This is a genomic window from Lichenicola sp. (genome assembly GCF_965198575.1).
Lineage (GTDB): Bacteria > Pseudomonadota > Alphaproteobacteria > Acetobacterales > Acetobacteraceae > Lichenicola.
Genome location: NZ_OZ240671.1, coordinates 3,442,088 through 3,468,492 on the forward strand (window position 1 = coordinate 3,442,088; position 26,405 = coordinate 3,468,492).

24 protein-coding genes are annotated in these 26,405 nt (G+C 65.7%); all 24 read left to right on the forward strand.

Translation table 11 applies throughout. From position 1 onward, the window contains the following. Positions 1-6: 6 nt before the first annotated feature. Positions 7-804 carry a triose-phosphate isomerase gene (gene tpiA / locus ACOEQ2_RS15620; protein WP_419728876.1) on the forward strand — a complete coding sequence of 266 codons (798 nt, stop codon included), beginning with the start codon at positions 7-9 and terminating at the stop codon, positions 802-804. 147 nt (positions 805-951) lie between these two features. Beyond that, positions 952-1,266, forward strand: a complete 315-nt coding sequence (locus tag ACOEQ2_RS15625; protein WP_419728877.1) for a co-chaperone GroES — start codon at positions 952-954, stop codon at positions 1,264-1,266. A 187-nt stretch (positions 1,267-1,453) separates the two neighbouring features. Next, a complete protein-coding gene (dnaK, locus tag ACOEQ2_RS15630; protein WP_419728878.1) occupies positions 1,454-3,361 on the forward strand; it encodes a molecular chaperone DnaK in 1,908 nt (635 codons plus the stop codon). Between the two features lie 12 nt (positions 3,362-3,373). Further along, a complete protein-coding gene (locus ACOEQ2_RS15635; protein ID WP_419728879.1) occupies positions 3,374-4,300 on the forward strand; it encodes an NAD(P)H-binding protein in 927 nt (308 codons plus the stop codon). A 211-nt stretch (positions 4,301-4,511) separates the two neighbouring features. After that, on the forward strand, positions 4,512-5,285 hold the full coding sequence (locus ACOEQ2_RS15640; protein WP_419728880.1) for a PRC-barrel domain-containing protein: 774 nt from the start codon (positions 4,512-4,514) through the stop codon (positions 5,283-5,285). A gap of 87 nt (positions 5,286-5,372) precedes the next feature. Further along, the gene (locus tag ACOEQ2_RS15645; protein WP_419728881.1) at positions 5,373-6,890 is read left to right on the forward strand and encodes a mechanosensitive ion channel domain-containing protein; all 1,518 of its coding nucleotides are present in this window, start codon (positions 5,373-5,375) and stop codon (positions 6,888-6,890) included. 163 nt (positions 6,891-7,053) lie between these two features. Then, the gene (locus tag ACOEQ2_RS15650) at positions 7,054-7,617 is read left to right on the forward strand and encodes a general stress protein (protein WP_419728882.1); all 564 of its coding nucleotides are present in this window, start codon (positions 7,054-7,056) and stop codon (positions 7,615-7,617) included. 77 nt (positions 7,618-7,694) lie between these two features. Further along, the gene (gene atpD, locus ACOEQ2_RS15655; protein ID WP_419728883.1) at positions 7,695-9,209 is read left to right on the forward strand and encodes a F0F1 ATP synthase subunit beta; all 1,515 of its coding nucleotides are present in this window, start codon (positions 7,695-7,697) and stop codon (positions 9,207-9,209) included. Further along, the gene (locus ACOEQ2_RS15660; protein WP_419728884.1) at positions 9,206-9,622 is read left to right on the forward strand and encodes a F0F1 ATP synthase subunit epsilon; all 417 of its coding nucleotides are present in this window, start codon (positions 9,206-9,208) and stop codon (positions 9,620-9,622) included. Before atpD ends, ACOEQ2_RS15660 begins: the two co-directional genes overlap by 4 nt. Continuing rightward, positions 9,619-9,900 (forward strand): AtpZ/AtpI family protein, encoded by a 282-nt coding sequence (locus ACOEQ2_RS15665; protein WP_419728885.1) that lies wholly within the window; start codon positions 9,619-9,621, stop codon positions 9,898-9,900. Before ACOEQ2_RS15660 ends, ACOEQ2_RS15665 begins: the two co-directional genes overlap by 4 nt. Next, positions 9,897-10,202 carry an ATP synthase subunit I gene (locus tag ACOEQ2_RS15670; RefSeq protein WP_419728886.1) on the forward strand — a complete coding sequence of 102 codons (306 nt, stop codon included), beginning with the start codon at positions 9,897-9,899 and terminating at the stop codon, positions 10,200-10,202. Before ACOEQ2_RS15665 ends, ACOEQ2_RS15670 begins: the two co-directional genes overlap by 4 nt. After that, the gene (locus ACOEQ2_RS15675; protein WP_419728887.1) at positions 10,199-10,897 is read left to right on the forward strand and encodes a F0F1 ATP synthase subunit A; all 699 of its coding nucleotides are present in this window, start codon (positions 10,199-10,201) and stop codon (positions 10,895-10,897) included. The genes ACOEQ2_RS15670 and ACOEQ2_RS15675 overlap by 4 nt, the downstream gene beginning before the upstream one ends. Then, on the forward strand, positions 10,894-11,139 hold the full coding sequence (locus tag ACOEQ2_RS15680) for a F0F1 ATP synthase subunit C (RefSeq protein WP_419728888.1): 246 nt from the start codon (positions 10,894-10,896) through the stop codon (positions 11,137-11,139). The genes ACOEQ2_RS15675 and ACOEQ2_RS15680 overlap by 4 nt, the downstream gene beginning before the upstream one ends. Before the next feature lie 6 nt (positions 11,140-11,145). After that, a complete protein-coding gene (locus tag ACOEQ2_RS15685; protein WP_419728889.1) occupies positions 11,146-11,889 on the forward strand; it encodes a hypothetical protein in 744 nt (247 codons plus the stop codon). Beyond that, positions 11,873-13,444, forward strand: coding sequence for a F0F1 ATP synthase subunit alpha (locus ACOEQ2_RS15690; protein WP_419728890.1), 1,572 nt, complete (start codon positions 11,873-11,875; stop codon positions 13,442-13,444). Before ACOEQ2_RS15685 ends, ACOEQ2_RS15690 begins: the two co-directional genes overlap by 17 nt. Continuing rightward, positions 13,441-14,328: a F0F1 ATP synthase subunit gamma gene (locus tag ACOEQ2_RS15695; protein WP_419728891.1), complete on the forward strand. Its 888-nt coding sequence runs from the start codon at positions 13,441-13,443 to the stop codon at positions 14,326-14,328. The genes ACOEQ2_RS15690 and ACOEQ2_RS15695 overlap by 4 nt, the downstream gene beginning before the upstream one ends. Positions 14,329-14,498: 170 nt before the next feature. Then, complete coding sequence (locus tag ACOEQ2_RS15700) at positions 14,499-16,814, forward strand: HAD-IC family P-type ATPase (RefSeq protein WP_419728892.1); 2,316 nt, start codon at positions 14,499-14,501, stop codon at positions 16,812-16,814. Between the two features lie 226 nt (positions 16,815-17,040). Further along, positions 17,041-17,520: a CBS domain-containing protein gene (locus tag ACOEQ2_RS15705; protein WP_419728893.1), complete on the forward strand. Its 480-nt coding sequence runs from the start codon at positions 17,041-17,043 to the stop codon at positions 17,518-17,520. Positions 17,521-18,635: 1,115 nt separating this feature from the next. Continuing rightward, positions 18,636-19,457, forward strand: coding sequence for an alpha/beta fold hydrolase (locus ACOEQ2_RS15710; RefSeq protein ID WP_419728894.1), 822 nt, complete (start codon positions 18,636-18,638; stop codon positions 19,455-19,457). A 108-nt stretch (positions 19,458-19,565) separates the two neighbouring features. Then, on the forward strand, positions 19,566-21,302 hold the full coding sequence (poxB, locus tag ACOEQ2_RS15715) for a ubiquinone-dependent pyruvate dehydrogenase (protein ID WP_419728895.1): 1,737 nt from the start codon (positions 19,566-19,568) through the stop codon (positions 21,300-21,302). A 351-nt stretch (positions 21,303-21,653) separates the two neighbouring features. Continuing rightward, entirely contained in the window at positions 21,654-21,905 is a 252-nt protein-coding gene (locus ACOEQ2_RS15720) for a hypothetical protein (RefSeq protein WP_419728896.1), read from the forward strand. 254 nt (positions 21,906-22,159) lie between these two features. Beyond that, on the forward strand, positions 22,160-22,441 hold the full coding sequence (locus tag ACOEQ2_RS15725) for a hypothetical protein (RefSeq protein WP_419728897.1): 282 nt from the start codon (positions 22,160-22,162) through the stop codon (positions 22,439-22,441). Positions 22,442-22,968: 527 nt separating this feature from the next. Beyond that, on the forward strand, positions 22,969-23,223 hold the full coding sequence (locus ACOEQ2_RS15730; protein ID WP_419728898.1) for a hypothetical protein: 255 nt from the start codon (positions 22,969-22,971) through the stop codon (positions 23,221-23,223). 273 nt (positions 23,224-23,496) lie between these two features. Beyond that, positions 23,497-26,391 carry a diguanylate cyclase gene (locus tag ACOEQ2_RS15735; RefSeq protein ID WP_419728899.1) on the forward strand — a complete coding sequence of 965 codons (2,895 nt, stop codon included), beginning with the start codon at positions 23,497-23,499 and terminating at the stop codon, positions 26,389-26,391. The last annotated feature ends 14 nt before the right edge of the window (positions 26,392-26,405 follow it).

Genomic DNA, 26,405 nt, shown 5'->3' on the forward strand with positions numbered 1-26,405 from the left:
GACGTGATGCCGGTGCGGCCGCTGATTGCAGGGAACTGGAAAATGCATGGCTTGGCAGCGCAACTCGCGGAGATCGAGGCCATATCCGCGTTTGTTCAAGTGCGAAGGCCTGCAGCCGACGTGCTGATCTGCGTTCCGGCCACCTTGATCTCCAGGGCGGCGTCGATTGCCGGTGGTCGCATTGCCGTCGGCGGTGAGGATTGTCACGCGCAGGCTTCGGGTGCCTTCACCGGAGATTGCAGCGCCGACATGCTGAAGGATGCAGGCGCCACCACAGTGATCGTCGGCCATTCGGAGCGACGCGAATACCACGGCGAGACTGATGCCATGGTGGCCGCGAAGGCCGGTGCGGCGCGGCGATCCGGCGTCGCCGCGATCATCTGCATCGGCGAGACGCAGGCACAACGCGAAGCTGGCAATACGCTTGCCGCGTGTGGCAGGCAGATCGCCGGCAGCCTTCCCGCAGACGTCGCGCAGTCCGGCAGTATTGCTATCGCCTATGAGCCGCTCTGGGCAATCGGTAGCGGGCACGTCCCGGTGCCGGCTCAGATCATCGAGGTTCACCGCCATATCCGGGAGTGCCTGATGGACATTGCAGGCGCGTCCGGAGCCGACATCCGCATCCTCTATGGCGGTTCGGTCCGGTCCGACAACGTGCAGTCGATCCTATCACTCGCGAACGTCGATGGTGTGTTGATCGGCGGCGCAAGCCTGCTTGCGGCGGATTTCGACGCGGTGCTCCGGACGTTACCGGTCATGGTCCAGGAGCCGTCGCGAGCAGATCCGCCCCGCTCCCCTAGGTAATTCCCGAGCCTGTCGGTGCTCATGCGGTCGCCGTACATTCGATCTGGCCAGTTCTGCTCGACCTTGTTGCGGTTAAGAACATCCTGCCGCGGCAGTGGCCGGGCGCGCCGGTCCTTGCATCCACCAGTCCTTGTCGGAGCAGAAAACATGAAGTTCCGCCCATTGCACGATCGGGTCGTCGTCCGCCGTGTCACCGCGCTCGAAAAGTCCGCCGGCGGGATCATCATCCCGGACACCGTCCAGGAGAAGCCGATGGAGGGCGAAATCGTCGCCGTCGGACCAGGTGCCCGGAGTGAGGAGGGCGCCATCGTGGCGCTCGATGTGACGGCGGGAGACCGTGTGCTGTTCGGCAAGTGGTCCGGGGCCGAGGTCAAGATCGACGGCGAGGAGTTCCTGATCATGAAGGAGAGCGATCTGATGGGCGTCATCGAGGGGCCACATGCCCTTGCCAAAGTCGCCTGACACTCGAGCAGAGATACGATTAGTCGGCAGCCGGAAACATTCGTTTCAGCGATACCCTGGCCGAAGCTGTGAAGATCACGCTTGAGCCCAAGGGGCGCACCGTGGTGATCGACCGGAGCTCCGGCGCGCCGCGGATTACCAAGCACTGCGTCAGCCTCGCCAAGAAACAACGCCAGGGGAACTCATCATGAGCAAAGTCATCGGGATCGATCTCGGCACCACGAACTCCTGTGTCGCCATCATGGAGGGAAAAGACGTCCGGGTCATCGAGAACAGCGAGGGGACGCGTACGACTCCCAGCATCGTGGCATTTTCCGATAACGGCGAGCGTCTCGTCGGACAAGCGGCGAAGCGCCAGGCGGTCACCAACCCGACCAACACCATCTATGCGGTCAAGCGGCTGATCGGCCGTCGCTTCGACGATCCGCTGGTTGCCAAGGACAAGGGTCTCGTTCCCTACGGCATCGTATCTGGCGATAATGGCGATGCGTGGGTCGAGGCCAAGGGCCAGAAGTATCCGCCGTCACAAATCAGCGCCTTCATTCTGGTGAAGATGAAAGAGACCGCCGAGGCATTCCTTGGCGAGAAGGTCAGTCAGGCTGTCATCACCGTGCCCGCCTATTTCAACGATGCCCAGCGCCAGGCTACCAAGGATGCCGGGCGCATCGCCGGTCTCGAGGTGCTGCGCATCATCAATGAACCGACAGCGGCCGCACTTGCCTACGGGCTCGACAAGAAGACCAGCGGCCGGATCGCGGTGTACGATCTCGGTGGTGGCACGTTCGACGTCTCGGTGCTCGAGATCGGCGACGGCGTGTTCGAGGTGAAATCGACCAACGGTGATACCTTCCTCGGCGGCGAGGATTTCGATGCCCGGGTGATCGACTACCTCGCCGACGAGTTCAAGCGCGAGCACGGCATCAATCTGCGCAGCGACAAGCTCGCTCTGCAGCGGCTCAAGGAGGCGGCTGAGAAGGCGAAGATCGAGCTCTCCTCCGCGAAAGAGACCGAGATCAACCTGCCATTCATCACCGCCGATGCGACCGGGCCGAAGCACCTGGTGATCAAGATGACCCGCGCCAAACTCGAGTGTCTGGTCGCCGACCTGATCGCGCGGACGATGGGACCATGCGCGGCGGCACTCGAGGATGCAGGCGTCACAGCCGCGGAAATCGAGGAGGTGATTCTGGTGGGCGGCATGACCCGCATGCCCAAGGTCATCGAGGCGGTCAAGCAGTTCTTCGGCAAGGAGCCTGCACGCAACGTGAACCCCGACGAGGTCGTGGCGATCGGTGCGGCGGTCCAGGGCGCCGTGCTGACCGGCGACGTCAAGGGTGTGCTGCTGCTCGACGTGACCCCGCTATCGCTCGGCATCGAGACGCTGGGCGGGATCTTCACACGCCTGATCGATCGCAACACCACGATTCCGACCAAGAAGAGCCAGACCTTCAGCACGGCTGCCGATAACCAGGGTGCCGTGAGTATCAAGGTGTTCCAGGGTGAGCGGGAAATGGCGGCCGACAACAAGGTGCTCGGCCAGTTCGACCTGACCGGTATCCCAGCAGCACCGCGTGGCGTGCCGCAGATCGAGGTGACGTTCGATATCGACGCCAATGGCATCGTGTCGGTCTCCGCCAAGGACAAGGCCAGCGGCAAGGAGCAGCAGATCCGCATCCAGTCGAGCGGCGGATTGTCGGACTCCGATATCAAGGCGATGGTGCGGGAGGCGGAGAGCAATGCCGGTTCGGACAAGAAGCGCCGAGCGTTCGTCGAGGCCAAGAACCAAGCCGACGCGCTGGTCGACCAGATCGCGAAGGCGCTTGCGGAACATGATGGCAAGGTTCCTGTCGCCGTGAAGTCCGAGGCTGAAGCGGGCGTCGCGGCGGCGCAATCGGCGATGGACGGCGGCGATCATGATGCGCTCATGGTCGTGATCGACCATCTCGAGAAGGCCCTGATCAACATCGGAATGGCTGCCAGCGCGAGTCAGGCCGGCGCAGGTCCGGCGCCCGGCGGTCAACCGTCGGCCGATCCGGACCATAAGGTCGTCGACACGGAGTTCGAGGAAGTGGACGGCCGCAAGGATGCTGCCTGACACGGCGGCAGCATGATCCTGATCACGGGCGCGTCGGGCCGGGTGGCCCGGCGTGCTGCCGAGTTGCTGGCCGGACGGGGCGTCCCGTTGCGCCTGATGTCACGTCGGCCCGATCGGGTGAAAATTCCGGGGATCCCGACGCTGGCGGGTGACTTCGGCCTGCCGCATACGCTGGCGGCGGCGTTCGCGGGGGTCGACGTCGCCTGCATCATCTCTGCCGGGGGCAGGCCGGGTGAAAGGGCACTGCTCCACCGCAACGCCTTCGAGGCCGCAGCACGTGCAGCCGTGCGCCATGTCATCTATCTGTCACTGAAAGGTGCCAGTCCGGTTTCGCTCTATCCATTCTGCAGGGATCATCATGTCAGCGAGGGTTATCTCGCCGACACCGGCCTGGCCCATACGATCCTCCGGATTGCTTTCTATCAAGACATGTTTTTCGACAAGATCGACGCGAACGGGGTGATCCGGACACTCGGTGGGATCGGACGTGGCGCGTTCATCTCGCGTGAAGATGTTGCCTGGGCTGTTGCCGCAGCCGTTGAGCAGGAACCAGGCCGGGCGCAGGACATCACGGGCCCACAGCTGCTTGGCGTCGGCGACATGATCCGATTGCTGTCGGTAAATTCTGGCCTGGGCTTGCGCGAGGAGAGTGAGGGTATTGCGGACATGCGCGCGCGATTGAACCGCGCTGGCAGGCCGACATGGCTGCAGGATCTCGAGATCGGCTGGTTCCAGGCCATCGACGCCGGCGAACAGTCCCCGGTATCGCCTGACTTCGCCAACCTCGTCGGCCGGAGGGCTGAGACTGCGCAGTCCTATTTCGCGGCGTCCGCGGCTCGCCTGCGGTTCACAGGAAACGCTGAGACGGCACCTGTCATGTCGGCGCGCGGTGCGATATCGGGAGAGGTAGCTGCGGCATCGTCGACGACAGGCTTGTGAGCCGATCGGCGGGGGTACGATTCCAGGGATCCGCTCCGGGTGACTGCCATAGGTAGTTTCCGACACTGTCCAGCAGGTTGCATGCCTGCACTAGTCCGGGAAGGCTTTTCAAGAACAAGCCCGGCACATTTTGCGTTGAGCGCTGCTGCCAGTGACATCAACCAGGCGGCCGCCTGCATACAGGCCCGCTTCTAGAAACAGGACGAGTCCGATGATGTTGGCAATCTCAGCGCTCAAGGGCTTCCTCGTGGACGCCAGTGACGGCAGGATCGGCACCATCAGTGACTTCCTCTTCGACGACACGACGTGGAAGATACGCTGGATGGTGGTCGATACCGGTGGCTGGCTGAAGGGGCGCAAGATCCTGATCCACCCTTCAGCTATTTCCCAACCGAACTACAGGCGGGAGGAATTATCGGTCAGACTGACCACGACCCAGGTGAAGGAGAGCCCCGATATTCTTTCGGACCAACCTGTCTCCGAACAGATGGAAACCGAACTCTACGGCTATTATGGGTGGGACCCACTCTGGGGAGGCACGAATTATTTCGGTGTCTATCCATTCGGGTTGGCGTCCGGGGTTACGGAAACACCCGGCAGCGGGGATGGAGAGTTGTTGCAGGAGGCTCGCGCTGATCCGGTGCCGAAGGGTGATCCGCATCTTCGAAGCGTCACTTCCGTCACGGGTTATCACCTCCAGGCAAAGGACGGGCCGATCGGACACATCGAGAACATTCTTGTCGATGATGCGACATGGGGCATCCGCTATTTCATCATCGACACGCTGAACTGGTGGCCAGGCAAGCATGTGCTCCTGTCGCCCTACGCGGTGCGCGCCATCAGCTGGGCGGAGCGTAACATCGCGGTCGACGTGACGCGCGACCAGGTCCAGGGCGGCCCGGTCTGGGACCCGGCCGATGCCATCAACAGCACATTTCAGAAAAGTCTCCACCGCTACTACGGCTGGCCAAGTTACGGATGGTGATGGCATCCAATCGATGCACGAGGCGCGTGCCAGAACTGTGAATATTCGAAGTCCCGGGAGGGCGATACGTGATTCAGGCCCTGTAACATGCGCACGAGCTGGCTGGGCTATCTTGTAGTGCATGTCACGGAGCCACTCTATCTCGCAGCAGCCATTCTTATCGCCGGGTTCCTGGTTACGCATTTCATCGCCTGGAAGAGCGCCGCAGCGCAATTCATCTGCCAGTTCGCGACATTCATCGGCTTCACGTCAGCGCTCGTGATTGCGGGGGTGATCCCGACGAAGCCGACGCCGATCATGGCGTTCACCGTGACATTCGTCACCGTCATCAGCCTGAAGATCGTTTGGTGGATCGCTTCGGCATGGCTGACTGCCGGTCTTGTACGGGCGGCCTTTGTCCTGACACGGCAGCCAATGGAGACCCGTTTTCTGCAGGATCTGCTCGCCGGGATCGTCTATATCGGCGCAATACTCGGCATCGTGGCGAATGTCTTCGATATGCCGATAAGCGGACTGCTTGCTGCTTCCGGCATCGTGGCGATCGTTCTCGGTCTTGCCCTCCAGAGTACCCTGAGCGACCTTTTTTCCGGCGTCGTTCTCAACATGGCAAAGCCCTATCACCCGGGCGATTGGGTCATCCTCGATGGTGGCCTGCAAGGCAGCGTGGTCGAGACGAACTGGCGTGCAACCCAGATCCTTACCTTGACGAACAGCCTTGCGATCGTTCCGAACAGCTTGATCGCAAAGGCGGCCTTGATGAACGCGAGCCGGCCAAACGAAATCCACGGGCTCACCACTACCGTCAGGCTCGATGCCACGATGGCGCCACTGACCGCTGTGCAGATACTCGAGACTGCGATGTTGAGTTGTGACCGTATCCTTCACGTGCCGAAAGCCAGGGTTGCCATCCGTCACCTCGACGCAATTGCCGTGGAGTGCGAGCTGACGTTTTTCGTCGCGACCGTCGAGGACGGCCCGGACGCGCAGAACGAGGTGTTCGATCGAATTTTCCGGCATTGCACGTCGGCAGGGATCGGGCTCGCACCTCCGGCGGAGAGCGCCGTGACCATCCCGCTTCGGAACAAGCCGGAGGCTCCACAGGACGCGGCCCGGCAACTGCTCGGGCACCTGCCAATGTTCGTGCAGCTATCGGAAGAGGAACGGCTGACACTCGCTCCAAAGATGCATCGGCGCAGCTTCAAGGCGGGGGAGACCCTCATCGAGCAAGGCGCCGCGCCACCTGCTCTCCTGATTCTCACCTCCGGTGTATTGGCGGCGTCGCAGCGCTACGGCGCGACGGAGATCGAGGCCTTTCGCCTGGCGCCCGGCGACTGCTTTGCACTGGCAGCTGTCGTCGTCGGCGGCACGTCTCCCTTCACGTTCAAGGCTTTGACGAAGGCTGTCGTCTTCGAAATCTCCAGCCAGGACATCTCGCCGATTCTTGCAAAATGGCCTGCCATGATGACGACCCTCGACCAGGTCATGGCGGCCCGCATCGAGGCCGGTCGAAATCGGGTCGCCGGACTTTCCAAGGGCCGAGAGCGACCTGGCAGCGTGCCGGGCCGCATCGAGCTTCGGATCAGGCACGCCCTGCATCTGCCCTGAGCGGCAACCGGGCATAGCGCGTGTCCCCGGCCTCTGAGTAATTTCCGAGGCTGCCCGGCGTGCCCGACCGTGGTCTAGACGGAGGGCGTGCAATCGTGTGTCCGGATCGGAAGCGTTGTGCTGTCCGCCGGGGTGATCCACGAGGAGCTGGAAAGAAGTCGAGATGGATATCGTTGATGCCGTGGTAGCCGTTTACGCGGATCATCCGGAAGCCGATGCGGCGGTCAAGCGACTGAATGCCGGCGGCTTCGAGATGCGACATCTCAGCGTCATCGGGAAAGGCTATCATACCGAGGAGAAGGTCATCGGTTTCTACAACGTGGGTGATCGCGTCAAGCTCTGGGGCTCGAGGGGAGCTTTCTGGGGCGGCCTCTGGGGCCTGTTCTTCGGAGGGCTGTTGCTGAGCATCCCGATCATCGGCCATGTGGTCGTACTCGGCTATCTTGCCGCAATCGCGCTTTCCGCAGCCGAGGGCGCTGTCGTCGTCGGTGGTTTCAGCGCCATCGGCGCTGCACTGGCGAGCATCGGCGTCCCGCACGACAGCGTGGTCCAGTATGAGACCGCGATCAAGGCCGATGGTTTCCTGGTCATGGCACATGGCACGGCAGGCGAAATGGCGCGGGCGAAATCGATCCTTGCGGGCACGAACCCGCTCAGGCTCGACCCCGTGCACGGTGCCGAGCACATGGCGTCTCCAGCGGGCCATTTGGCTCATGCGGACGCCTGATCTGCAAACCGGCAGAGGGACCCCCGTTCATGCTTGATGGCCCGATATCAGACGCGGTGACGCCGCCTGCTTCAAGCATGCTCAAGGGAGATCTGCCGCTCCGCCTGCAGCCGGAGACGGGCTCAGAAGCTGGCGGACAGAAGGCACCTACCGGCATCATCGTCGCGGTTCGTGGCGCGGTCGTGGATGTGAGTTTCACGGGACAGGGCCTGCCGCCTGTCAATACCGAAATGATCGTGAGATGGGATCGTCCCGAGGCGCTCGTGTTGGAAGTTCACAGCCACGTCGACGAGAATACGGTGCGCGGGATCGCCTTGCAGGCAACGTCCGGCTTGGCCCGGGGCATGCGAGTGGCGGCAACCGGAGCGCCGGTGACGGTGCCTGTCGGCGAGGCCGTGCTTGGTCGTCTTCTCGACGTGGTCGGCGCTGTACGCGATCGCGGGCCGCCGCTGGCTGCCGATGTGCCCCGCCGGAGCATTCATGGTCCGCCCCCGACGATTGCACAGGAGACGTCTGCGACAAGCCTTTTCGAGACCGGCATAAAAGTCATCGACCTGCTTGCACCGCTGGCGCAGGGCGGCAAGGCGGCGATGTTCGGAGGTGCCGGCGTCGGCAAGACCGTTCTTGTCATGGAGCTGATCCACGCGACGGTCGCCAAGTACAAGGGTATCTCGGTATTTGCCGGCGTCGGCGAGCGGTCGCGCGAAGGTCATGAAATGCTGACCGACATGCAGGGCTCCGGCGTGCTGGCGCGCACCGTCCTGGTGTATGGGCAGATGAACGAACCGCCCGGCGCGCGCTGGCGGGTTCCGTTGACGGCGCTGTCGATCGCCGAGTATTTCCGTGACCAGAAGCACCAGAACGTACTGCTGCTGATGGACAACGTCTTCCGGTTCGTCCAGGCGGGTGCAGAGTTGTCGAGCCTGCTTGGCCGGCTGCCGTCGCGTGTCGGATACCAGCCGACGCTCGCGACCGAGGTCGCACTTCTCGAGGAACGGATCGCGTCCGTGGCAGGCGCGTCGGTGACCGCGATCCAGGCGGTTTACGTGCCGGCCGATGATTTCACCGACCCCGCGGTGACCGCGATCTCCAGTCACATGGACAGCATGATCATGTTGTCTCGTGAGCTCGCCGCGCAGGCATTCTATCCCGCGATCGATCCGCTCTCCTCGACCTCGGTTCTGCTCGACCCGCTCGTCGTGGGAGAAGAGCATTACCGCCTGGCGGAGCGCGTCAGAGAGGCGCTGGCACGTTTCAAGGACCTGCAGGACATCATCTCGCTCCTGGGAGTGGAGGAGCTGGGACCGGCCGACCAGAAACTCGTCAAGCGGGCGCGCCGGCTGCAGCGCTTCCTGAGCCAGCCGTTCGTGGTGACGGAAGCCTTCACCGGAACGCCCGGTCGCAGCGTCAGTCGCGCCGATACCCTTGCCGGTTGTCGCGCGATCCTGGACGGGGAGGCCGATGGGTGGGCCGAAAGCTCGCTCTACATGATCGGAAATTTCGAGGAGGCACGCCAGAAGGAGGCCGCATCGCACCAGGCGGCCGGCGCGAAGAAGCCGACGCCCGAAACCATGCCGGCCGCTGCATCATGAAACTCACGATCACCACGCCTCTCGCCATCGTCGCCGAGGAGGACGGATTGCTCGTGCTGGCTGCCGAGGATGCCAGCGGCGGGTTCGCAATCCAGCCGCGCCACGCCGACTTCCTGACCAGCCTCGCGGTCGCCGTGCTGCGGTGGAGGAGCGGCAACGGGGCGTTGCATTATTGTGCGGTGCGCGGCGGCGTGCTGACAGTCACCGCCGGGCGAGATGTCGCCATCGCCACGCGTGAGGCGGTCGTAGGCGACGACCTGGTGACGCTCGATACGTTGATCCTCGACCGGTTCCACGCCGACGCCGAGTCGGAGCGTACCGAGCGCGTCGACAGCACCCGGCTGGAGTTGAGCGCGATCCGGCAGATCGTCAACAACCTCCAGGGCGGGCGCGGCGGTAGGAGCTTCTTGTGATACAGCCTGCAGAAGAGGACAAACTCGTCACGCAGACGCGGTTGCGCGGGGAGCGCCACAACAGGTGGCTGCGCGACGGCGATCCCAACGTGACACAGCGGCTCGCCCAGATCGGCGTGCTCGGATGGATGATTGTCGTCCCGATGCTGATCGGCGTGTTCAGCGGCCGCTGGCTCGACCATCGGTTCGGCTCGGGGCTGTTCTGCACGGCACCCTTGTTGATGCTCGGCACGGCACTCGGATGCTGGTCCGCCTGGAAGTGGATGCAGGGCGCATGACCTTGATCTGGCCGAACGGCATGAGTGGCTGGCACACGACCCTGATCCTGCTCGTGGAGTTCGGCGCCGGAACCGCACTCGGTTTGCTGTATTTCCGCGGCCTGCGGTGGAACGCCAGGCTGTTTGCCGGTGGTGCCAGCCTTGGGCTCACCATCGGGCTCGGGATCGCACGCTTTGCCTGTCTCGCGGCGATATTGATGCTCGCGAGTCGTGCCGGCGCAATGCCGTTGCTCGTGGTGGTGCTGGGCGTGCTGGCGGGTCGCGCCGCAATCATGCGCAGCGTCAAGCGGCTCGCAGCATGATGTCGCCGCTTGCCAGCGCGGTGCTGTTCCACGCCGGGCCGGTGCCGATCACCGAGGCTGTCGTGGTGACCTGGGTGATCATGGCCGTGCTGGTCGCGGGCGGTGCGCTGGTGGCCCGCCACTTGAAACCGGTCCCATCGCGCACGCAGGTCGCGTTCGAGCTGATCGTCGAGACCGTGGATGGGCAGATCCGCGACACGATGCAGCTGGCGCCGGCTCCGTATCGCGGATTCATCGGAACCTTGTTCATCTTCATCTTCGTCGCCAACTGGTCATCGCTGATCCCGGGCGTGAAGCCGCCGACCGCACAGATCGAGACCGATGCGGCGCTGGCGCTGGCGGTATTCATAGCGATCATCTGGTTCGGCATCCGCGCCGGCGGCGTTGGCGGTTATCTCAGGACATTCGCCACCCCGAGCCTGTTCATGGTCCCGCTGAACTTCATCGAGACCATCACACGCACCTTCTCGATGCTGGTGCGCCTGTTCGGTAACGTCATGAGTGGCGTATTCGTCGTCGGCATCGTGCTGTCGCTGGCCGGCCTCCTCGTGCCGATCCCGCTCATGGCGCTCGATCTGCTCACCGGTGCGGTGCAGGCATACATCTTCGCGATCCTTGCGATGGTGTTCATATCCGGCGCCATCAGCCAGCCAAAACCTGCGCCCGATAAACCCGAACCGAGGACAACGCCATGAACTGGCTCGCCTTCATCAGCATCATCTCCGCGGCGATGGCGGTTTCCTTCGGCGCGATCGGCCCGGCGCTCGCCGAAGGCCGGGCTGTCGCGGCGGCGATGGACGCCATCGCCCGCCAGCCGGAATCAGCCAGCACGATCTCTCGCACGCTGTTCGTTGGCCTGGCGATGATCGAGACCATGGCGATCTACTGCCTGGTGATCGCGCTGCTGCTGCTCTTCGCCAACCCGTTGTTGAAGTGACGGGACATGACCATCAACTGGTGGACGCTCGGGATACAGACCGTCAACGTCCTGATCCTGGTATGGCTGTTGCAGCATTTCTTCTGGCGCCCGGTCGCGGCGATGATCGAGCAGCGCCGCGCTGCTGCCGAGAAATCCGTCGCCGACGCAGCCGCAAGCCGTGCCGGTGCCGCGACCGCGCTCGCCGCGATCGACAAGACCCGCGCCGGTTTCGAGGAGGAAAGGAAAGCGATCCTCGACGCCGCACATGAGGCCGCAGAAGCGGCATCGGCAACAAAGCTGGCCGATGCGTCCAAACAGGCTGCTGCCCTGGTCGCGGCTGCGAAGTCGGAGATCGAGAACGCGAGGTCGGACGCCGAGGCGGCCTGGGCCAGGCGCTCGAGCGAGGTTGCGGTGGAAATCGCCGGACGCCTGGCCGCCCGCCTCGATGGCAGGCAGGTGCAGAGTGCCTTTCTCGACTGGCTGGTCAGCGCGATCGTGGCCATGCCGGCCCAGGAGCGCCAGGCTGTCGTCGCCGACGGTGCGTCCCTCGAGGCGCTCAGTGCCACGGCCCTCGATCCGGAGGAGCAGGAGCGGGCAGGCGCGCTGATCGGCAAGGCGCTCGGCATGCAGCCGCACATCACCTTCACGGTCGACCCGGCGCTGATTGCCGGCCTGGAGCTCCGGGCCAGGCATTTCACGGTCGCCAACTCATGGCGTGCGGATCTCGGCACGATCCTTTCGGACCTTGCGCATGAAACCCGACACTGACGCCGAGGCAGCCGCGTGGGCGGACCGCGCGCGCAAACGGCTGAACCGCGCCAGGCTCGGGCCGCATGCCGAGCAGATCGGCCGCGTCGAGGAGGTCGGGGACGGCATCGCGCTGGTCTCCGGACTGCGCGATGTCCGGCTCGATGAGCGCCTCCGCTTCGGCAAGGGCCAGTTCGGTTTCGCCCAGGTGCTCGAGCACAACCGGATCGGTTGCGTGCTGCTGGACGACGTTGACGGTGTGGAGGCCGGCGACGCCGTGCACGGCACCGGTGACGTGATCCGCGTGCCGGTGGGGCTTGGGCTGCTCGGCCGCGTCGTCGATCCGCTCGGCCGGCCGCTCGACGGCAAGGGGCCGGTCGTCGCCGAGGCGCAGGACCCGATCGAGCGCCCGGCCCCCGAAATCGTCGATCGCGACCTGGTGGTGCAGCCGGTGCAGACCGGGCTGGTGGTGGTGGACGCGTTGTTCGCGCTCGGCCGCGGCCAGCGCGAGCTGATCATCGGCGACCGCGCGATCGGCAAGAGCACGATCGGCATCGACACGATCATCAACCAGAAAACCAGCGACATCATCTGCGTGTACATCGCGGTCGGGCAGCGGAGCTCCAGCGTCAAGCGCTCGATCGAGGCGATCCAGGCGGCAGGCGCACCCGAACGCTGCATCATCGTCGTTGCCGGATCGGCCAGTTCGCCGGGCCTGCAATGGATCGCGCCGTTCGCCGGCTTCACCATGGCGGAGTATTTCCGCGACCGCGGCCAGCACGCCCTCGTGGTGATCGACGACCTGACCAAGCACGCCGCCACGCACAGGGAGATCGCGCTGCTGACCCGCCAGTCACCTGGGCGCGAGGCCTATCCCGGCGACGTGTTCTACGTACATGCGCGGTTGCTGGAGCGTGCGTCCAAGCTCTCGAAGGAGAAGGGCGGCGGCAGCCTCACCGCGCTGCCGATCGCGGAGACCGACGCCGGCAATCTCAGCGCCTACATCCCGACCAACCTGATCTCGATCACCGATGGCCAGATCGCGCTGGATGCCAAGCTGTTCTACCAGGGCCAGAAGCCCGCGGTGGATGTCGGCACCAGCGTCAGCCGGGTCGGCGGCAAGACCCAGGCGCCGGCCCTGCGCGACGCCGCCAAGACGTTGCGGCTCGATTACGCCCAGTTCCTGGAGCTGGAAGCCTTCACGCGCTTCGGCGGCATGCCGGACACCCGGGTCAAGGCGCAACTGACACGCGGCGCCCGCATCCGCGCCATCCTCGACCAGCCGCAGCACGCACCGTTCCGGCTCGCCGACGAGGTGGCCCTGGTGATGGCGGTGCAATCAGGCCTGCTCGACGCCATCCCGGTTCCCGACCTGGTCGGCTTCCGCCTGGGACTGCCCGCCGCACTCGACCAGGGAGCCGCCGCCGCCGTCGCGGTCATCCAGCAGACCGGGACACTCGACGACGCAAACCGGCAGGCGTTGCAGACCATGCTGGAGGCCTACGTGAAGACGATCATGCCTGTCCAGGCTGTAACCGATAAGGGCGACACGGCTGCGGCGGCTCCGGCAGCGTGACCGAACGGCTTGCCGAACTCGATGCGCGGGTCGGCGGCATCCGCGAGCTCGGCGCCGTCGTGAATGCGATGCGCGGCATTGCGGCGGCGCGCGTGCAACAGGCCGGCACCCAACTTGCCGCGGTGGACCGTTATGCGGCGATCATCATGGCGGCGATTGGGCAAGCCCTGTTGCTTGCCCCCGGGCGCCGCGACCAGCCGGCGGGCGAGGGGCGGTCCGACACCCGAGCCGGGCGGCCACACCTGCGAACCGCCATCGTGTTGTTCTGTGCCGAACAGGGATTTGCCGGAGCATTCAGCCAGCGCGTGCTCGATTTTACCGGTGACGACCTGGCGCGCTGCGAGCTGTTCCTGATCGGCACGCGCGGCAACACCGCACTGCTCGAGCGCGGCATCGTGGCCAGCTGGACAGGCGCCATGCCGGCGCATTCGCAGGGCATCCCCAGGCTCGCGGACAGGATCGTCGACGCGCTCTACGTCCGGATCGCCAGCGGCGAGATCGACCGGCTGGATGCGGTCTTCGGCCGTTGGGAACCCGGCACCGGCGCGACGGTGCAGCGCCAGCACCTGTTTCCGGTCGACATGACGGCGTTTCCGCGGCCGGCGGATCTGAATCCGCCGCTGCTCAACCTGGCGCCGGCGATCCTGCTGCAGGACCTGACCGCGAACTACATGCACGCCCAGCTTTGCGAGGCGGCGCTGCATGGCTTCGCCGCCGAGAACCAGGCCCGCATGGAGGCGATGGCCGCGGCCCACAACCAGATCGGACGTGAATTGTCGTCGCTGCAGGCGATGCAGCGCATGGTCCGGCAGGAGGAGATCACCGCCGAGATCATCGAGCTTGCTGCCGGCGAGACCGCGAGCCGGTCCGGATTCGGCCAGTGATGCGCGCGGGAGTGCTCCGGTCCGACGCCAGCAAGCCGGCACCCTCCCACCGTGCATGCGTAGTTTCCGACCCTGTCCGACAGGCCGTGGGAAAACCCATCCTGTAGGATGTCCCACGACAACCGAAACCCAGTCTCATCGACACGCTAGCCGCTGCACCGGCCCTGGTGATGCCGGACCCGTCACCCGGCCTCGGCACGCGCGAGGCCGCCCGCCGGTTGGCGAGTGGCGGCCCGAATACCGTCGCCGACATTGCCGAGCATCCCGCCCGACGGGCGCTCGAAAAGCTGTGGGCGCCGATGCCGTGGATGCTGGAAGCGGCCATCCTGCTGCAACTCGTGACCGGCGCCTATACCGGGGCCGGCGTTGTTGCGGTGCTGCTGGTGAGCAACGCAGCACTCGGCTATTTCCAGGAGGGCCGCGCACAGGCGACGCTCGATGCGTTGAAATCCCGCCTGGCGCTGACCTCGGCCGTCCGCCGCGATGGTACCTGGAGTGCTGTTCCGGCAGCCTCGCTGGTGCCGGGTGACGTCGTGAAACTGTCGCTCGGAGCCGTCGTGCCGGCAGACATGCGGATCGATACCGGCGTGGTGCTGATCGACCAGTCCATGCTGACCGGCGAGTCCATCGCGGTGGATTTCGGGCCCGGTGCAGACGCCTTTGCCGGCGCGCTGGTCCGACGCGGCGAGGCCGTGGGACACGTCACGGCGACCGGTGCCAGAACCAGGTTCGGCCGCACCACCGAGCTGGTACGCAGCGCCCGGGTCGTCAGCACGCAGCAGAAGACGATCATGGCCGTCGTGCGCAACCTGGTGCTGTTCAACGGCGGCGTCACGATCCTGCTGACGCTGTATGCGACGTGGCTGTCGATGCCGCGCGACCAGATCATCTCGCTGGCCCTGGTGGCGGTGCTGGCGTCGGTTCCGGTGGCACTTCCGGCGATGTTCACGCTCGCCGCCGCGGTCGGCGCACGCGCGCTGGCGCGGCAGGGCGTGTTGCCGACAAGCCTGTCCGCGGTGGACGAGGCCGCCGGCATCGACGTGCTGTGCGCCGACAAGACCGGCACGCTCACCCGCAACGAGCTCGCCGTCATGGCGGTGCAGGTGATGCCGGGTTTCGGCGAGGCCCAGCTGCTCGGGCTGGCGGCACTCGCCAGTTCCGATGGCGGCCAGGATCCCGTCGACGCCGCGGTCCGCACCGCCTCCACCGACAAGCCTTTCCCGGCCGGCCCGAGCCTGGTGAGCTTCCTCCCGTTCGATCCGGCCAGGAAATCCTCCGAAGCGACCGTGCGTCGGGCCGACGGTACCCTTTGGCGGGTCATCAAGGGCGCCTACGGGATGGTGGCGAAACTGGCGCCTGCTGAGCCCGGCGCGCAGGACAAGCTGGACACGCTCGAGGGCCAGGGCTTTCGTGTGCTGGCGGTGGTGGCCGGGCCGGAGAATGCCGTGCGTCTAGCCGGTTTCATCGCGCTGAGCGACCCGCCACGCGATGATTCCGCAAGCCTGGTGGCAGAGCTGGCGGGGCTCGGCGTACGGACCGTGATGGTGACGGGAGACGCCGAATTGACCGCCAGGGTGGTTGGCGCTGCGATCGGCATCAGGGGCAAGGTCTGGGGCCGCACGCCGCTGCCGGCCAGCATCAAGGCGGAAGCGTATGCGATCTTCGCCGGCGTGCTCCCCGAGGACAAGTTCCGGCTGGTGCAGGCACTCCAGGCCGACCGCCATATCGTCGGCATGTGCGGCGACGGCGCCAACGATGCGCCGGCGTTGCGGCAGGCCCAGATGGGGATCGCCGTGTCCACCGCGACGGATGCCGCGAAGGCCGCCGCCGGGATTGTGCTGACCCAGCCTGGACTTTCCGGGATCGTCGCCTCGGTGAAGGAGGGGCGCATGACCTACCAGCGCATCCTGACCTACACGTTGCGCTCGATCATCCACAAGGTGGTGCAGGTGCTGTTCCTGACGACAGGCCTGGTCGTCACCGGCGGGGCGATCCTGACGCCGACCCTGATGGTGCTGATGATGGTGACCGGCGACCTGCTCGCGATGTCGTCCTCGACCGACACCGTGCATCCCTCCAGACTGCCGAGCGTCTGGCATATCGGCCCGCTCACGATCGCGGGCATCGTGCTGGGTTTCGTCGACCTGGCTTTCTGCATCTGCTGCCTTTCGGTGGGCAGGTTCGCACTCGACCTGGATGCGGCGTCCCTGCAGACCCTGACCGTCGCGACGCTGGTCTTCAGCGGCCAGGCGGTGTTCTACGTGGCGCGCGAGCGACGCCATATGTGGAGCTCGAGGCCGGGCGCGTGGCTCCTGCTGTCATCGGTGATCGACGTGTCGATTGTCAGCGTGCTTGCGCTGAAAGGAATATTGATGGCACCGCTCGCGCCGCCGATCCTGGCCGGACTGCTCCTTGCGGCTGTCGTTTTCAGCCTCGTCCTCGATACCGCGAAATTCCAGCTGTTCCGGGTTCTGCGCATCGCCTGAATTGCGCAGGAACGCTCGGGCGCGTCGGGTCCTGCGCTAGCGTGGCGCGCTGCGTCGTCATTCGGCGCGACCGGGCAGGAATGCGGATGCCGGCCATGATGGGCGACCGTGGATGCGATGATCCCTGTCTAGGTGTTTTCCGACCCTTCCATAAACGGCGGCTGCGGCGTACGGCTGGCCGATCCGGAAGCCGGATACGCAGGCAGTGAAGGTCTCGAAGACGCCCATGGAATACGACGCGGCCTCCCTCATGACGCACAAGCTCTACACGATCGGCCCGGACGAGACGGTTGCCGATGCCGCCCGGATGCTTGCGTCGAACGACATCAGTGCCGTCCCGGTCTGTGACCGCACCGGCACTCTGGTCGGCCTTATCAGCGAGGGGGATCTGTTGAAGCCGTTCGCCGAGTCCCATGAGTTGCGGCGTGCGTGGTGGCTTTCCCTGCTTGCCGAAGGCAATGACCTGGCCCCGGTGTTTACCGATTACGTGAGGCGCGACCGGCGTCTGGTTCGCGACCTGATGACGAGCCCGGTCATAACGGCGGTTGAGTCGACGACCGCTCCCGAGTTGTCGGAGCTGCTGACCACGCATCGCATTAAGCGCGTGCCCATCATGCGGGATGGACGCATGGTCGGGATCGTCAGCCGGGCCGACATCGTTCGAGCCATGTCCAGGACGCCGGCAACCGCGTCGGACTGGGCCTGACGCGCAGCCCCGGGCATCCCGGAACTTCCTCTACCATGCCGCCTGCCTCCGTGCCGGCGTCGCGGCGGATGTCGCGCGCCTGGATCTCGACCCGATGCCGCCGCGGTTGCTCTCCGGAGGTGCAGGTCCTACAAAATGCGGCCGCGGATCACTCCCATGGGCGCAGCGCGACAGACCGTCAGTCTGAAGCCGCCGCGATCCCGGCGTGGCCACCCGAGGGCGACCATTTTCCGGTCTGGTTGCAACAGTCCAAGGACCTGCCGCGAGCATGATGAGTCGAGGAATGGCCCGGTCGAGCATGTCTCGCGTGATCGACCCAGCATGAGTCCGCTCCGACGCCGATTGGTCTTCACGGCTGTCTTCGTGGTTGGGATGGCTTTCGCGATCGGGACGATGATGTGGGCGGCGCAACTCTGGTTGGGCGTTCCGAACAGCTGAACGCGACGCAGGCCGTTCCCGGCCAGAGCCGCCGCAACCGCCATCACCGGCCAGGCGCACGACCGCCGTGGCAGCAGCATCCTGGCGATGGCCAGCACGAGCCCGACCGATGTGCCGCATGTGTCGCATGTGACGGCCAGCGCATTCGGGTGGGGCAGCCGGTCGCCGTAAGCCTCGGTCGGCGAATGACGGCGAAGCAGGTCCGGCGCAGACAACACGTGCCAACCGACGCGGTTCACGTCACCGGTCGTTGCCTGGCCGTCACTCTGTCCCGGCCGGCCGCTCCGGCGCCACAGGTGCGTCTCGCATGCCTGATGGTGTTGATGTTTCCCTGCGCCTGGAGGCCGCTCAGCAAAGGCCTGGAAGCGTCGGCGGAACACGTCACGCTGACCGGGTGAAGGCCGCATAGAAGTCGTTTCAGAGCAGATATCTGGTGGCCAGCAGGCCGGGTGCGTTCGAGTTCGCAAATGTTCACGTTTCCATGGGTGCTTTCCGCGCCATGCCAATACTGGCACTCTCCGGAGACCGCCGGGTATTTTCGTCAGCTCCAACGGCGAGCGGTGCAGACCGACAGCCTGCCGATCGCTGCCCCGTCGGCGTTTTCTGTCGGCCTGGACTCACCGGCTGCCGTTCGACCACGATAGTCTGAGCAGAAATGGAAACAGGAGCTGCAAGCGATGGATACGATCACGACGAGGGACGGTACGAAGATCTTCTACAAGGATTGGGGGACCGGGCAGCCAATCGTCTTCCACCACGGGTGGCCGCTTTCCGGGGACGATTGGGACGCACAGATGATGTTTTTCCTGCAGCATGGCTACCGGGTCATCGCCCATGACCGCCGCGGGCATGGCCGCTCGAGCCAGAGCTGGGTCGGCAACGACATGGATACCTACGCAGCCGACGTCGCCGAACTCACCGCCGCCCTCGATCTGCACGATGCCGTCCATATCGGGCACTCCACCGGAGGCGGCGAGGTCGCGCGATACGTGGCGCAGCACGGGCATGGCCGGGTGGCCAAGGCGGTGCTCATCAGCGCGGTGCCGCCGATCATGGTGCAGAGCGAGACCAATCCGGGCGGTCTGCCGATCTCCGTGTTCGACGACATCCGCGCCGGTACGGCCTATAATCGCTCGCAGTTCTACAAGGACATCACGCTGCCGTTCTATGGCTACAACCGGCCGGGCGCAAAAGTCTCCGAGGGCGTGCGCGAGAACTGGTGGCGCCAGGGGATGATGGGCGGGGTGAAGCCACAATATGACTGCATCAAGGCTTTCTCGGAAACCGATTTCACCGCCGACCTGAAGCAGATCGACGTGCCGACTCTCGTCATGCATGGCGAGGATGACCAGATCGTGCCGTTCGCGGACGCAGGACCGCTATCGGCAAAACTGCTCAGGCATTCCACGATGAAGGCCTACCCGGGGTTGCCGCATGGCATGCCGACGACGAATGCCGAGCAGATCAATGCCGACCTCCTGGAGTTCGTGAGGTCCTGACAGCAACGGATATCTCGCGACACCGGGCTGTTCGAGCGCCCTGACCCGAGCCGGGTCGATTGGTTACGCAGCCGTGCAGCCTGTCTTTGACCGATTTTCGAGGAGGCGATGATGAGTGAGAACGTTGCCACGCAACTCGTGCAGACCCTGGCGCAAGCCGGGGTCAGGCGCATTTTCGGACTGGCCGGAGACAGCCTGAACGGCATCACCGAAGCCCTTCGGCAGCAATCGGTGATCGAATGGGTCCATGTCCGGCACGAGGAGGTCGCGGCCTTCGCGGCCTCCGGGGAGGCGCAGCTCACCGGCAATCTCGCCGTCTGCGCCGGGTCGTGCGGCCCCGGCAACCTGCACCTCATCAATGGGCTGTTCGACGCCCACCGCAGCCGGACCCCGGTGCTGGCGATCGCCGCCCAGATCCCATCGGGCGAAATCGGCGGAGGCTATTTCCAGGAGACCCATCCGCAGAACCTGTTCGGCGAATGCAGCCACTATTGCGAACTCGTTTCGGAACCCAGCCAGCTGCCGTTCGTGCTGGGCAACGCCATCCGGGCGGCGGTCGGGCTGCGCGGCGTGGCCGTCGTCGTCTTGCCAGGCGATGTCGCACTTCGCCCGGCGATGCTCCGCAGCGGCTCTGCGACACAGACCCTGTTGCCGCCGACACCCGTCATCCGGCCGGCGGACCAGGATGTGGATGCGCTTGCCGCCCTGCTGAACGGCGCCGAACGGGTCACGCTGTTCTGCGGCCGAGGGTGCGCGGGCGCCCATGCGCCGCTGCTGCAGCTCGCCGAGAGCTTGAAAAGTCCGATCGTGCATGCCTACGGGGGCAAGGAATACGTCGAGTACGACAACCCGTACGACGTCGGCATGACGGGCTTCATCGGCTTCTCCTCGGGCTATGCCGCGATGCATGCCTGCGACGTGCTGCTGATGCTCGGCACCGATTTCCCATACAAGCAATTCCTTCCCGACGATGCCAGGATCGTGCAGGTCGATATTCGCCCGGAAAATCTCGGTCGGCGCGCCAGGCTCGAGCTCGGCCTCGTTGGCGATATCGGCGCCACCATCGAGGCGTTGCTGCCGAAACTGACCGGCAAGACATCGCATGGGTTCCTCGATGACAGCGTCGCCCACTACAAGCGCGCGCGGCAGGGCCTGGACGATCTCGCAAAAGGCACGCCGGGCCGCCGGCCGATCCATCCGCAATATCTGACGAAGGTCGTGAACGACGCTGCATCGGATGACGCCGTGTTCACCTTCGATACTGGAACCCCGACGATCTGGGCTGCGCGCTACCTGCGAATGAACGGCCGGCGTCGGCTGATCGGCTCGCTGGTGCACGGGTCGATGGCCAACGCCATGCCGCAGGCGATCGGCATCCAGGCGGCGGCACCCGGCCGACAGGTCGTTTCGCTGTCGGGCGACGGCGGGTTCACCATGCTGATGGGCGACCTGATCACGCTGACGCAGCAGAAGCTGCCGGTGAAGGTCGTCATCTACAACAACGGCATCCTGGGCTTCGTGTCGCTCGAGATGAAGGCTGCCGGTTTCGTCGATGCCGGGACCGACCTCCAGAACCCCGATTTCGCTGCCATGGCTCGGGCGATGGGCATCCATGCCAGCCGTGTCGAGGATCCGGGCGAGCTGCCCGGTGCTGTCGCAGACATGCTGGCCCATGACGGCCCGGCGCTGCTCGACGTCGTCACGGCCAAACACGAATTGTCGATGCCGCCGACGATCGGGTTGGAGCAGGTCAAGGGGTTCAGCCTGTGGGTGTTGCGTGCGGTCATGAGCGGCCGCGGCGACGAGGTCATCGATCTCGCGACCACGAACCTGCGGCCCCGCTAGGAAGGCGAACTCCGCCGAGCCGACGCGGCCATGACGAAGCCCGGCCTGTCCGGTCACGCCGCGGTCTGCTCGGCCGGGACCGCGCCGTAACGCACGCGCCCGTCCCTGTGACGACCGGCCCGGACGCGCCGCGCGACCGTGGTGGGAGGCATCGCGTATGGCGTGCGGCCCGATGAGGGGGTGGCGCTCGGCGGCCTGCCACAGGTGAGACGCAGCCTGGGCTTGGGGGCGGATCGCGCAACGTTCACCGGTGCGGCTGGTCCTGCGGGCGCCACCGCCAGAATTGGTCCGGCTTGGCGCGTCCGCCGCCATCGTGATCGAGCGGTGAGCGCCTCCATCACCGCATCCTGATTGCCGCTCGTCGATGACGAACGCGTCGGTGGTCCGCAAGCCTTGCCGCGCGGACTGCGCCCGCGGCCCGGCCGCCTGGCGGATACGATGCGGCTGGTGGTGTTCGCCGTGGTGGTGGCGGAGATTTTCCGGATCCCCGAACCTGATGTCTGCGCCCACGTCGGCCTGTACGGCTCGCAGACGAAGCGCGCCCCCACGGTCAGGACGGCGGTCGTCGTCGGGCGCGTCGTGGTTCAGCGACCCGGCGAGTGACGTTTTCGCACGCGGCGACTTCGCTGGATGAGGCCCGTGCCACGGTTGTCCGTGCGCACGCGCAGGCAGCGGTCAACGCCGCCGCACTGGCCTGCAGCACGGGCGCCCTGGCCTCCGGTGCCAACCGAGGCGATCAGGGGACGAGAGCTTCGGCGGCGAAAAGCGCGGACCACCGACGCCAATTCGTGTGGTGCATGCTTCATCAGTCTTTGCTGATTGCCGCCGGGCATCACGCTGGCTCAGCAGGAGCCGAAATGCCCGGTATCGCCAGCGTAACCGCATCCGATGCCACGGCCTCCCACAGCCAGGAGCGGGTCGCGGCAAGATCGAAGCGGGACGCCCGGGCCATTGCACTTGCCAGGCAGGCCATGAACCAGGCGCAAGGCCGCGGGGATCCGGACCGCCGCGCCCACCGTCCCGGTTGCGTCGCATTACACCAGAAGGGCGTCGACAAGGCGTCGGCCGAGCTCACGCAGGTCCAGGCCGCGGAGAACGCCGCGGCGGCCGGGAGCCAGGCGGCGGCGATCGCCGGCTGAACCCGGGCCGGCAGGGCTCGCCTTGGAACGTGATCCGGCGACGCGTCAGCATGTACATGAGCCAGCGTCCAGCAACTGCGATGCGCAGGGCGATCGTGGCAGGCTTGCGGCCATCCATGGGCCACTGTGCCGGGTCCCCCAGCTTGGCAGCGGGCACGACCGAGGATCCGGTCCGGCACCGACGTGGCCAGGCCGAGCCAATCGATTGCGACGTCGGCCATGCACCGGGCGGCTCCAGGCTCGACGGTGTCCGAGGTCAGCCGCGCAACTGCTTGAACCTGCATGCAGATGCCAGGATCCGCTCAACGATCGAACGAAGCATATCGGGAGGGGCAACAACAGTATAGAAAGCAACGAGCTACACGCCGTACCGTCATTCCCGTGTGAATACTTATAAAACTTGAGAATTGTCTAAATAAAGATTGTAACGCATTTCATTTTATTCAAGTTTTTACTTGCGCCACGGGTTCTTCGACCATAGTTTCAGCCTCGTGGGCAAAACGCCCTCGTCTGTAGGAGTGATCGCGATGAGATATAGCCTCTGCGGCATCGTTTCCGGGGCAGCAGCTACCGCACTTGCCGCTGTGGCCGTGTTGTCAGCCGGCGGTTCCAATCCGGTGGCAGGCGCCGCTGCACAGGTCGCCGCGACCCGGGTTGCCGATATCGACCCGCTCATCATCCATCGTTACCCGCCATCCGCCGCCGCGGGCTCGACGGTTGCCGACGCTGCGATCGGCCAGGATCCGGACCCCGTCATCATTCACCGCTACCCGCCTGCCTGAAGACCGCCTCGCGGCCCATCGTTACCGCGACCGGAACGCACCGGCCAGTACGAAGTCGCATCGGATGAGACGGCAAGACGTTTATTAGGTCATCATGGCCGTCGTCTCGTTTCTTGGTTTGCGCCCGGGTATTGTGCGGACTTTCGGCGCGGTTATGATGCCGCCAGCCCTGGAGCCGTCCTACGGCCAGGATGGCGCCCTCGGCTTGTCGAGGTCTCCATGACAGGGCGTCAGGCATCCCGAGGGCGGCGCAGGATCCTGCCCTGGTGGTTGGTGACCGCGGTCGTAGGTATTCTTTCGCTCGGCGTGCGGCCCGCCCGGGCAGACCGAGCCCCGTTCCAGATCTACGACGCGGATCAAGGCCTCTCGAGCGCGGACGGGTCGTGTCTGATGCAGGGGCCGGGCGGCCTCATTCTCGTCTGCACCGAACACGGCATCGCAACCTATGACGGCCGCCGCTTCCTCGGCCTTGGGTCGCAACAGGGCCTGAGCGACGGTGGTGTCGCCTACGACCTCGTCGCGACGGCAAGCGGCCGCCTGGCTGTTCGGTTCGCCGACAAACTGTTCCTGTCCGACGGTCCCTCCGGTTCTGCCGGCCTGCCGTCCTCGCTCACCTTCCGTGCCGTCGCCCACCCCGGGCTCGAATTCTACGACGAATATCCGCATCGACTGGCGACCTGGCACGGCGGTCTGGCCTTGCTGGCAGATGGACGCACCGTGCGGATCGCCGTGCCCGGCGCCGGGCCGCCAAGCCTGGCACGCATGGCCTATACGCCGACAGAGGCCGCGATGCTCAAGGACGCGCAGGCCATCTTCTCGATCCGTGGCAGCCTTTGGGAGAGCACCGAGAACGGCAGCCTCTGCATGGCCGACCCTGGAGCCGTTAGATGCTTCTCGAAGAGCGACGGCCTGGACGGGACCCGGCTCGTGGATGCGGCTCCGGGGCCAGGCGGCAGCGTGATGGCACGGTCGCTCAAGACGGTTGCAACCCTCGCTCCCGGAGCCGACCGGTGGACCATCGCGCCGCTGCCGGGACAGGGCGACCGCTACATCAACTTCGCTGCCGACCTGGGACTGTTCAGGTCGCCCGGCGGCCAGATCACCACCCAGACCGATGGCGGCATGGCGACATTCCGCGATGGCCGGTGGGAGGATGCGGCGTCGCCCCTCGGCGCCCCGGCCGGGATGATCGCAGGTGCGATGACCGACGCCGGCGGCCAGTTCTGGTACCGCATCCTCGGCGTCGGGCTCGCCCGGTCGATCGGCTACGGGGAGTGGGAGTGGCTGCAGAAAGGCCAGGGTCTTTCGGACGGATTCCCCTGGATGGCCACCAGGGTTCCGGGCGGCGCCCTATGGGTGTCGACCGACACCGGGATCGACGAGGTTGTGCGCAGGGGAAGCGTACTGGCTGTCGACAGGGTGCTCCCCGGGAACGCGTTCGTCATGGCCGTATCCCCCCGCAACAGGCTGTGGACTTCCATCGGCGCCTCCGGCCTGCGCATCGTCGATCCGTCGGGTGGGGTCGAAACCAGGCTCGACATGCCGGCGGTCGACGCGATTTTCGCCGATCAGTCGGGCAAAGTCTGGATCGGGACGCAGAAGGGACTGTTCGGCACGCGCGACGGCCCCGGGCAGATTCCGGTGCCGACCAAACAAGGCAACCTGACGTCGCCGGTACTGGCCGTGGTCGGCGACGGAAGCGGCGGTGTCTATTACCTCTCCGGTGGCCGCGTGCGGCACATGACCGCCGCAGGCGCCGACACCACGGTCTGGAGTTCCTGGCCGTCCGGGGGCTTCGAGCCGCTCGCCATGGCACGCGGTGGCGACGGCGACGTATGGGTCGGAGGGGCAGGCGGGCTCTTCCGCATCCGGGTCGGGCCCGGCAAGGCCGTGTCCTGCGACATGATCCCGCAGGGCGACATCAGGACGAACAGCGTCGTGGCGGTCCTGGTGGATGACCGCGGCTGGGTCTGGGTCGGCACCCCGCTCGGGATCTCCGCCTTCGACGGCCATCGCTGGGTGTCGGTCGATGCGGATGGCGGCCTGTTGTCGAACGACGTGTCACAGGGCGGGATCACCGAGGACACCGATGGCTCGATCTGGGTCGCGACCAGCATCGGCGTGTCGCACCTGCTGGATCCAGCCCTGCTCTTCGCGAGGCCGCCGGTGAAGGTGGTCATCAGCGGCGCGGCGATCGCCGGGCGCCAGTTGAATGGGCGGCCGCTGCCCTGGACGGACCAGGCACTGTCGCTTCAGTTCGGCAGCACGAGCTACGGGGACGCGCGCTCGGTCGTGTTCCGCTACCGGCTGTCCGGGGTCGATGCCGGTTGGGCAGAGTCGGAAACAGGCGATGTCCGCTACCCGTTCGTGCCGCCAGGTCACCATGTCCTCGAGGTGATCGCCACCGACCGGATGACCCATCGATCCTCCGACGCCTCCTCCCTCACTGTGGACATTGCCTATCCCTGGTGGCGTCGCTGGTGGTCGGAGGCAGCCTGCGCCCTGCTCGCCGCCACCGCCGCATGGGGCGGGGTGCGACTGCGCGTTCGAAGCATCCTCCGTCGCGAAGCCGAGCTCCGGCGCCTGGTTTTCAAGGCGACCGAGCAACTCCGATACCAGGCGGCGCATGACAGCCTCACCGGTTTGCTGAACCGCAGCGAGATCGAGCAGCGCCTGGCCGCGAGGCTCTGCGGCACCCGGGGCGGCGACGAGATCATCGTCGCACTCGTCGACATCGACCACTTCAAGCGGATCAACGACAGCTACGGACACCTCGGAGGCGACGACGTGCTCCGCGTTCTAGGACGGCTTGTCGGGAGCGCGATGGGCGAGGCCGACCAGGCGGGCAGATACGGCGGCGAGGAGTTCCTGCTCGTGATGGCGGACGCCGACGGCCGTGGGGCCGAGCGGGTGCTTGCTTTGCACGACGCGATCCGCAGCGAAATTCTCCTGACCAGGGGCGGGCCGATCCGCGTCACCTGCTCGATCGGTATCGCCTGGGCGGTCAGGGGAGATGATTGGGAGTCGCTGGTCGGCAGGGCCGACAAGGCGCTCTACCAGGCGAAGGAAGCTGGCAGGGACCGCGTCATCGAAGGCCTCAGGCCGGGCGCGGTGGGAGGTATCGGCGCCAATACGGCGGACCTCTCCGGGGAGGGGACTGCGGAATAGGGTCCAGGGTGTCG

Bases quoted from the DNA above. Each gene is read 5' to 3' on its own strand.
- tpiA (WP_419728876.1), top strand. From the start codon at position 7: ATGCCGGTGCGGCCGCTGATTGCAGGGAACTGGAAAATGCATGGCTTG.
- ACOEQ2_RS15625 (WP_419728877.1), top strand. From the start codon at position 952: ATGAAGTTCCGCCCATTGCACGATCGGGTCGTCGTCCGCCGTGTCACC.
- dnaK (WP_419728878.1), top strand. From the start codon at position 1,454: ATGAGCAAAGTCATCGGGATCGATCTCGGCACCACGAACTCCTGTGTC.
- ACOEQ2_RS15635 (WP_419728879.1), top strand. From the start codon at position 3,374: ATGATCCTGATCACGGGCGCGTCGGGCCGGGTGGCCCGGCGTGCTGCC.
- ACOEQ2_RS15640 (WP_419728880.1), top strand. From the start codon at position 4,512: ATGATGTTGGCAATCTCAGCGCTCAAGGGCTTCCTCGTGGACGCCAGT.
- ACOEQ2_RS15645 (WP_419728881.1), top strand. From the start codon at position 5,373: ATGCGCACGAGCTGGCTGGGCTATCTTGTAGTGCATGTCACGGAGCCA.
- ACOEQ2_RS15650 (WP_419728882.1), top strand. From the start codon at position 7,054: ATGGATATCGTTGATGCCGTGGTAGCCGTTTACGCGGATCATCCGGAA.
- atpD (WP_419728883.1), top strand. From the start codon at position 7,695: ATGCTCAAGGGAGATCTGCCGCTCCGCCTGCAGCCGGAGACGGGCTCA.
- ACOEQ2_RS15660 (WP_419728884.1), top strand. From the start codon at position 9,206: ATGAAACTCACGATCACCACGCCTCTCGCCATCGTCGCCGAGGAGGAC.
- ACOEQ2_RS15670 (WP_419728886.1), top strand. From the start codon at position 9,897: ATGACCTTGATCTGGCCGAACGGCATGAGTGGCTGGCACACGACCCTG.
- ACOEQ2_RS15675 (WP_419728887.1), top strand. From the start codon at position 10,199: ATGATGTCGCCGCTTGCCAGCGCGGTGCTGTTCCACGCCGGGCCGGTG.
- ACOEQ2_RS15680 (WP_419728888.1), top strand. From the start codon at position 10,894: ATGAACTGGCTCGCCTTCATCAGCATCATCTCCGCGGCGATGGCGGTT.
- ACOEQ2_RS15685 (WP_419728889.1), top strand. From the start codon at position 11,146: ATGACCATCAACTGGTGGACGCTCGGGATACAGACCGTCAACGTCCTG.
- ACOEQ2_RS15690 (WP_419728890.1), top strand. From the start codon at position 11,873: ATGAAACCCGACACTGACGCCGAGGCAGCCGCGTGGGCGGACCGCGCG.
- ACOEQ2_RS15700 (WP_419728892.1), top strand. From the start codon at position 14,499: ATGCCGGACCCGTCACCCGGCCTCGGCACGCGCGAGGCCGCCCGCCGG.
- ACOEQ2_RS15705 (WP_419728893.1), top strand. From the start codon at position 17,041: ATGGAATACGACGCGGCCTCCCTCATGACGCACAAGCTCTACACGATC.
- ACOEQ2_RS15710 (WP_419728894.1), top strand. From the start codon at position 18,636: ATGGATACGATCACGACGAGGGACGGTACGAAGATCTTCTACAAGGAT.
- poxB (WP_419728895.1), top strand. From the start codon at position 19,566: ATGATGAGTGAGAACGTTGCCACGCAACTCGTGCAGACCCTGGCGCAA.
- ACOEQ2_RS15725 (WP_419728897.1), top strand. From the start codon at position 22,160: ATGCCCGGTATCGCCAGCGTAACCGCATCCGATGCCACGGCCTCCCAC.
- ACOEQ2_RS15730 (WP_419728898.1), top strand. From the start codon at position 22,969: ATGAGATATAGCCTCTGCGGCATCGTTTCCGGGGCAGCAGCTACCGCA.